Here is a 220-nt window from a genome sequence, read left to right as displayed (position 1 = left end):
AACAGCCCCCGTTCGCCCGGTGACCAGCTGCGCATAAAGGTGAGGGGAATGGTCTGTCCCAGTTCGATATCAATGCGCTGGTCAAACAACATGCCGGTTGTCACGTCGATACGCTCCTGCAACAGGATTTTGTCCGCCAGTTGCTGAAGCTGGTCGCGGGTGGTATGCCAGTTCCCTTTCAGGGGGATACTGTCAATACGCGCGGCCATTTCCTGTTCCC

1 protein-coding gene is annotated in these 220 nt (G+C 56.8%); it reads right to left on the bottom strand.

All coding sequences use genetic code 11. The features are described 5' to 3' along the window. The coding region (locus AAC854_RS24025; protein ID WP_340619228.1) for a VasL domain-containing protein at positions 1-220 on the bottom strand (220 nt) is incomplete at both ends.

Origin of the sequence: Xenorhabdus entomophaga (assembly GCF_037996725.1) — a bacterium.
Classification (GTDB): Bacteria; Pseudomonadota; Gammaproteobacteria; order Enterobacterales; family Enterobacteriaceae; genus Xenorhabdus; species Xenorhabdus khoisanae.
Note: the sequence above shows the minus strand (reverse complement) of the source record. Positions and strands in the feature narration are given on the sequence as shown.